Source organism: Luteitalea sp. (assembly GCF_044337415.1).
Taxonomy (GTDB): Bacteria; Acidobacteriota; Vicinamibacteria; order Vicinamibacterales; family Vicinamibacteraceae; genus Luteitalea.
The window spans coordinates 1-6,746 of the sequence record NZ_JBIINP010000207.1 but is presented as its reverse complement, the minus strand read 5'-3'; the positions used below and the strand labels follow the sequence as shown (position 1 = coordinate 6,746).

General features: G+C 71.0%; 2 protein-coding genes and 2 pseudogenes. All 4 read right to left on the bottom strand.

Going from position 1 to position 6,746, the window contains the following annotated elements:
* Nucleotides 1-323, bottom strand: a pseudogene (locus tag ACIRDX_RS19055) (hypothetical protein); the annotation flags it as partial.
* A gap of 2 nt (nt 324-325) precedes the next feature.
* A complete protein-coding gene (locus tag ACIRDX_RS19050; protein WP_396627023.1) occupies nt 326-3,622 on the bottom strand; it encodes an Ig-like domain-containing protein in 3,297 nt (1,098 codons plus the stop codon).
* Nucleotides 3,619-4,827 carry a hypothetical protein gene (locus ACIRDX_RS19045; RefSeq protein ID WP_396627022.1) on the bottom strand — a complete coding sequence of 403 codons (1,209 nt, stop codon included), beginning with the start codon at nt 4,825-4,827 and terminating at the stop codon, nt 3,619-3,621. The genes ACIRDX_RS19050 and ACIRDX_RS19045 overlap by 4 nt, the downstream gene beginning before the upstream one ends.
* 11 nt (nt 4,828-4,838) lie before the next feature.
* Nucleotides 4,839-6,746 (bottom strand): annotated as a pseudogene (locus tag ACIRDX_RS19040) (hypothetical protein); the annotation flags it as partial.

Genomic DNA, 6,746 nt, shown 5'->3' with positions numbered 1-6,746 from the left:
CCGACCAGCGGCTGCGAGGGATCGGTGAGTTCCTTGCCGGTGCCCTTCATCAACGGGCGACCGGCGCCCTCCTGATCCGTCCAACTGGCGATGAACAGCCGCCGGCCGTGCTCGATCAGCTCGGTGACCGGGATACGGAACTCCTCGTCGTCCTCGAGGTGGCGCGCGATGGCCACCTCCCGGCCGATCTGCGAACGAGGCGTGGGGTCCTGCCGCGCCTGCACGCTGAAGGCCAGCAGCAGGACGGCCGCAGCAGTCGTCAGCCCGCCGATCCCGGCCGGCTGACGTCCCCCTGCCCCGCGCGACGACGAGAAGATGCGCATCGCTACCTGACGAAGTCCAGCGCGTTGCCGAACATCCTGGCCAGCCCCGGCGTGACGCCGAAGCCGGGGAAGACGCCGATGCTGACCACCCGCGCGTTCGGGTTGACCGCGACCTTGCCCTGGTTGACCGTGTCGCGGGCCACCACGATGGCGCCGGGCGCCACCGTGAGGCCGCCGTAGTCGGTGAACGAGAAGGTCAGGCTGCCCGCCACTCCCTGCATGATCGGGTGCTGGAGGTCCGAGTTGACCAGGCTGATCTCGTTGGCGCCGACGCTGCCACCCTGACGCAGGGCCGTGTACCCACCCGTCACGATGCGACCGGCAAGCGCGAAGCCGCTCAGGTGCGAGAACGTGGCCGTCACGAGGCCGCCGCCGCCGTCCACGTAGTCGGCCAGCACGTTCCCGAGCAATGTCGGGTTCTGGTAGGGGTAGTTGCTCCACACCAGCACCGCGCCGTAGGGCTGCAGCTGCGCGAGGGTCGGCGTCGCGGAGCGGCCGTCGAACGTGTCGATGTCGTCGGCGGTGAACATCCCCGTCGCGAGCAGGTTCGCCTTGAAGGTCTCCGGCGTGGTGTCGGCCCACACCAGCAGGATGCGGCCGCCCTTGATCCGGATCGTGCCGACATCGGTCGTGCCGCCAAGCACCGGCGGCACCGCCGACGACGAGCCGCGCACGGTACGTCCGCCGACCTGCGCAGTGACCCGCGCGGTGATGGCGCCCTGCACGGTGGAGACGCCGGCGATGGCGAACGCACCATTGGCGTCGGTCGTCGTCTCTCGGCTGAGCACCGTCACGGTGGCGCCGGCCAGCGGCGCGCCCTCACCATCGACCACGCGGCCCGTCACGGTCGTGAGCGGGTCGGGGATCACGGTCACCTCGACCGTCGCGGCAGTGCCGCTGTTCCCGCCGAAGTCGGTCACGGTGGCGCCGAGCACCATCGACCCGGGCGCGGGCGGCACGGTGAGTCGCGCCTCGTACGGCTCCGACGTGTCGGTGAAGACCGTGGCGCCGTTCACCGTGAACGACACACCAGCCACGCCGACGTCGTCGTTGGCGTCGGCCTTCACCGTCAGCGACGAGCCCTCGACCGCCGACGTGCCCGGCGCGGGCGCGGTGATCGAGATCGTCGGCGCGATGCCGTTGCGGTCCTCGATCGCGATGTACTGGCCGATGAACAGGCGCGTCGTGCCGGAGCTGCCGTTTTCGGAGCCGACGAAGAACGACTGCCCGGTCCAGAACACATGCGGGCCGCTCACCGCGATGCCGGTGCCCGCGTAGTCCTCGCCGAAGTCCAGCACGGAGCGGAAGAACGGCTGCGTCGGGTTGCTGATGTCGACGATGGGCGCAACGGCGTTGGCAAACAGCTGCTCGGCGAAGAGCGCGAAGCGGCCGGCCACCTGCACATCGCGCGGCACGAAGCCGTTGGGCGACGACCCGGGGATCGTGGCCGCGAGCGCCGGAGACGACGGCGTACGCACGTCGACCACGGCCACGCCCCCCGTGTAGGCGGCGACATAGGCGTAACCCTCCGACACGTCGACGTCGATCGGCTCGCCCGCCACCGTCAGCGACCCGACGACGCTGGCCGAGGTCGGCGTGGTCACGTCGATCACGCTGAGCCGGGTGGGGTCGCCGACCGCCACGAGCGTGGTGCCGTCGATGTCCACGCCCCGGACCGTGCCCTGGATGGCGATCGTGCGCACCAACCGCGGCACGGAGGTGGAGACGTCGACGATGTGCACGCCCCCGGTGCCGTCGGCCACGTAGGCGAACGCGCCCGAGACGATCACGTCGCTGGCGTCACCCGGCGTGTCGAACGACCCGAGGAGCGCGGGCTGCGCCGGTGTCGTCACGTCGAACACGAGCAGGCCGGCCGATCCGTCGGCGACGTACACGCGCGAGCCGATGGCGCGCACGTCGTTGGCGTTGCCGGGCGTGTCGACGGTCGTCACGATTACCGGCACGCGCGGGTTGGCCACGTTGACCACCACGAGACCCGCGCTGCCGGCCGCCACGTACGCGAACGAGCCGTTGGCGTCGACGTTGTTGGCATAGCCCGGGATGGCCAGGCTCGAGAGGGCCGTCGGCTCGAAGTTGGTGACCGTCCCGTTCGCCTGCGCCGAGAAGCCGCTGTTGGTGACGGTGATCACGCACGTGCCGTCGCCAGCGCCGAACACGCGCCCGTCAGGCGCGCCGAACGTGCAGGCGTCGAGGTTGCTCGAGGCGTAGTTGGTGCCGCGCGTCGTCGACGTCAGGTTGATGGACGTGCCGTCGCGCAGCTGCCCGACCACGCTCAGCTGCTGGAAGGCCGTGCCGACCACGCTGTTGACGATGATCGAGAACGTCGTCGGCGCCACGGTGATGCTGGTGAGCGCGCGCGTTAGGTTCGTGCTGGTCGCATCGGTCGGGTCGCTGCCCGAGCTCACCTCGAGCGCGTCGCGGATGCCGTCGCCGTCGGTGTCGGCCGACAGCGGGTTGGTGATGTAGCCGTCGGCGCCGGGCCGCACTTCCTCGCCGTCGAGCAGGCCGTCGCTGTCGCTGTCGGGCAGGTTCAGGTTGGTGCCGGCAATCGTCTCGTCGAGGTTGTTCAGGCCGTCGCCGTCGCGGTCCTCGAGCGCATCGGCCGGATCGTTGGGATCGAGGCCGAGCGCGAGTTCGAGGTCGTCGGCGATGCCGTCGCGGTCGCTGTCGGCGGACAGCACCACGCGCACCGAGGTGAAGCCGGCGGTGCCCTCGTTGGTGGCCTGCACGAGCGCGGTACCGCTGCGCCGGCCGGTCACCAGGCCGTCGACCGACACGGTGGCGATGTCGGGGTTGCTCACGACGTAGCGTGTGCCTGCGGAGGCGGGCGCGATGTTGCGCACGCTGCCGTCGGCATACCGCGCCGTGACGATGAGCTGCACCGTCTGGCCGACCTGGCCGAGCTGCGGCGCCGGCGACGTCACCGTGACCGACTGCGGCACCGGCGTCGTCGGGCCGAGCACGATGGGCGGCACGTCGACCGAGCCATTGGGCGTGATCAGGAACGGCGCCGACTCGCCCGAGATCGTCTGGCCATCGCGGACGCACGTGGCGCGAGCGCGCACGAGGCCGAAGTTGGCCGGGATGTTGGGCAGCACCCACGTGCCGTCAGGCCGCACGCGCACGTTCCGGTTCAGGACCGAGACGATGCAGGTGTCGTCGAGGCGGGGCGGGGGCGTCTGGGCGGACGTCGGCGCGCTGGTGCCCAGCAGGGCGAGCCACGCGAGTGCGCCGCCGCGCAACACGGTGGAGAGGACTCGGCGAGCGTCGTTCATCATGGCTTCACGTTCTCCCCGCGACGGGCATCGAGCGACAGGCGGAGCACCACGACCTGCTGATGCAGGCTTCGTCCATCGAGGACGTTGGCGCCGTACGCCAGAATGGCGACGGCCCCGCGCGACAGCAGCGCGGTGCCATCGACGAGTTCGGGTTTCTGGGGATCGAGGGTGCGTACCTCGCTCCACACGGTCTTGCCGCTGCCATCGAGGCGCGTGACCCACAGGGCGCGTTCCTTGACGCCCGCGATCAGCACGTGTCCGCCCCCGGCAGGTACCACGCGCGTCATGCCCGCGGCGATGTGCGTGTCGAGCAGCGGCGTGCTGCCCTGCACGGCCAACTCGGCCGACAGGCGCGACAGCCGCGTGTCGAAGAGCGCGGCGTTCACGTGGTCGGTCACTACGGCCACCTGGCCGTCGGCCAGGCGCGCCAGCGTGGCGTCGTACGCAGGCAGGAACACCTGTGCCGTGATCTCGCCGGTCGGCGTCATCAGGCCCACCCACGCCTGCGCGTTCATCGCGTCGCGCCCGCTGCGGCCGAGCAACACGGCGCCGCCATCGGGCGTCGGCCACGCCTCCTCGAGGTGCAGCGGGGCGGTCGTCGGAATGTCGCGCTCCCACGCCACCGCGCCGTCGGGCGCCACCTGCGCGATCATCCCGCGCAGGCCCGCCGCGCCGAGCATGAGGAGCTTGCCGGTGGACAGCCGCGCCAGGCCCACGAGGTCGGCGTCGGACTTCAGGCGAATCGGCACCGGCGTGCCCACCGACGCGCCGCTGCTCGTGATCGAGAGCAGCGACACGGGCAGGTGGCTGCGCGCCAGGCCGAGCACCGGCAGCCCGCCTGGACCGAGCGCCAGGCCGTGAATCAGGCGCTGACGCGCTGGCGACGCGAATGGGTCGCCCCCCGCGGGAGGATTGAGCGCGGGCAGCGTGATCGGCGCCGAGGCGCCGCCCTTGGCGTCGACCTGGATCACCTGCAGTTCAGGCGTCGCCGTGCGCTGCTTGCGCGGCCGCGACGCCACGAGCAGCCACGTCGACGCGCCGTCGGCGCTCGCCGTGGCGTCGAGCAACTCGAGGTCGCGCGCCGGATCGGCCACGCGCACGGTGTCGAGCAGCCCTGGCAGCTGCGCGGCCGCGTGGGCACCCGATCCCGTGAGGAGCAGGACCGCCGTCAGGGCCACCAGCACGACCCGGCTGGAGGAAGACATTCGCGCGTCCGTCACTGGCAGCACTGGCAGTACTGCGACTGCCGTTCGGCGAACGCCGACCCGCCGAAGCCAGCCAGGCCTGTCCGGTAGATGTTCGAGTAGGTGAAGCAGTCGAGGCGCTGCAACTGGTAGAACCCGCACTGGACGGTGCCCATGGACGAGGGGCAGTCGGGCGGGAACGCCGCCTCGCACACCGCGTCCATCCGCGTCTCCATCCCGTCGTCGCACGCCGAGCGCGCGGCGTTGAACTGGCCGGCACCGCCCGAGGCGCACGACTGGTAGCAGAGATCGTGCTGGTTGCAGGGCAGGTTGCCGATGCCCGCCACGGTCACGCCCACCAGACCGTCGCCGATGGGCTGACCGAAGGCCGTTGGCGCCTGGGCCATCAGCCCGTACGGCAGGTACAGCGAGTTGGTCATCGGGTCCTGGATGTTCGGCGGCACGCCGCCGGAGCACCCGTCGACCGAATGCAGGCCATTGCCGAAGGGACCGCCCGACGTGCTGTTCTGCACGCGGTTCGGGCACTTGGTGGCGAGGTCGCCGTCGAACACGACGCCGAGCTGGTTGCCGAACTTGTTCACGCGCTCGCCCTCGAAGCAGCAGGCGGCCGAGTCGGCCGGGGTGCTGCCATCGGCGCGGTCGCGCGGCGAGCCACCGGAGCACTCCTCGCACACGTCGGTAGGCTGTTCACTGTTGTTGTTCACGGTGACCACGCCGCCGCCACTGCACGTCTCCTTCTTGCAGTCGGTGGGCGAGTTCTGTGTCGGGGTCTGGCCGTTGTCGTTCACGCACGAGGTGCCCTGGCACTTCTGGCACTCGGGGCAGGTGCCGGCGCTCCCGGTCGGGTTGGGGTCGCCGCCGCAGTGCCAGCCGGCCTTGATCACGCCCACGCCCGGATCCGAGCGGATGATGGCGCCATCGTCGCTCACCGTGCCGGTGCCGATGGACACGAACGACGCGAGATCGTGGTCGTACGAGTACATCTCGGTGACCGCGCGCGGCGCGAGCCCATCGACGTTGGGCAGCGTGATCTTCGCCGCCGGGCTGAACACGGTGCCCACCGGCTGGATGGTCACCACGAAGCGTGGCTGCTGGCCGAACCCGGGCGACATCGGCACCTTGTCGCCATTCACCGGCGTCACCGTGATGCAGCCGGTCTTCGACCCGCCAGGGAACGTGGCCGAACCGGGCTCCACCGTGAGCGTGAAGCCGGGGACATCCGGCAGCATCAGCGTGCCGCCCGTGGTCTCCGAGACGCACAGCTTGTTGTTCTCGTCGATGCGCGGCAGGTAGATCGGCAGGCCGACGTCCACCGTCTGGCCGGCAATCGTCACCACGTCGAACTCGAGCGTGGGCCACGGGCCGTTGGGCGCCGTGGAGCCATCGGCCATCAGCTTGAAGGCGCCGACCGGCGCCGGCTGGATCGCGAACTGGCCGTTGTCGGTCGTCTGCACCGGGGTGCCGACCTGCTCGGGCAGACCCGTGTTCTGGTGCGTGCGGAACAGCCGCATCGTCACGCCCGGAATCGGCGCGCCGGCGTTGTCGAGCACCACGCCGATCACGCGCGTGAGCGACGAATCGCCCGGCACACGCGACGAGGCGAGGAACGCCGCCGGCAGCCCGGGGTTGCCCGCGAAGGTGGCCTCGACGACGTTGGTGTCCTGTCCGCCCTGGGGTCCCAGCGTGAGCGTGGCCGCGGCACGGCCGTCGGTATCGGTGCGCGTGGTGAGCGAGGCGCGGCCGCCAAACGACCCGCCGCCCTGCTTCACCGTGAAGGTGACCGGAATGCCCGACAGGCGGTTGTAGCCCCCGTCGGTGACGATGGCGATGAACGGCAGCACGAGCGGCTGGTTCACCGCGCCCGTCTGGCCGTTGCCCGTGTCCACCACGATCCGCTGCGCGCCGCTCGGCGTGCCCGA

Excerpts from the sequence above, each read along its gene's own strand:
- ACIRDX_RS19050 (WP_396627023.1), bottom strand. The coding sequence starts at position 3,622 with ATGATGAACGACGCTCGCCGAGTCCTCTCCACCGTGTTGCGCGGCGGC.
- ACIRDX_RS19045 (WP_396627022.1), bottom strand. The coding sequence starts at position 4,827 with ATGTCTTCCTCCAGCCGGGTCGTGCTGGTGGCCCTGACGGCGGTCCTG.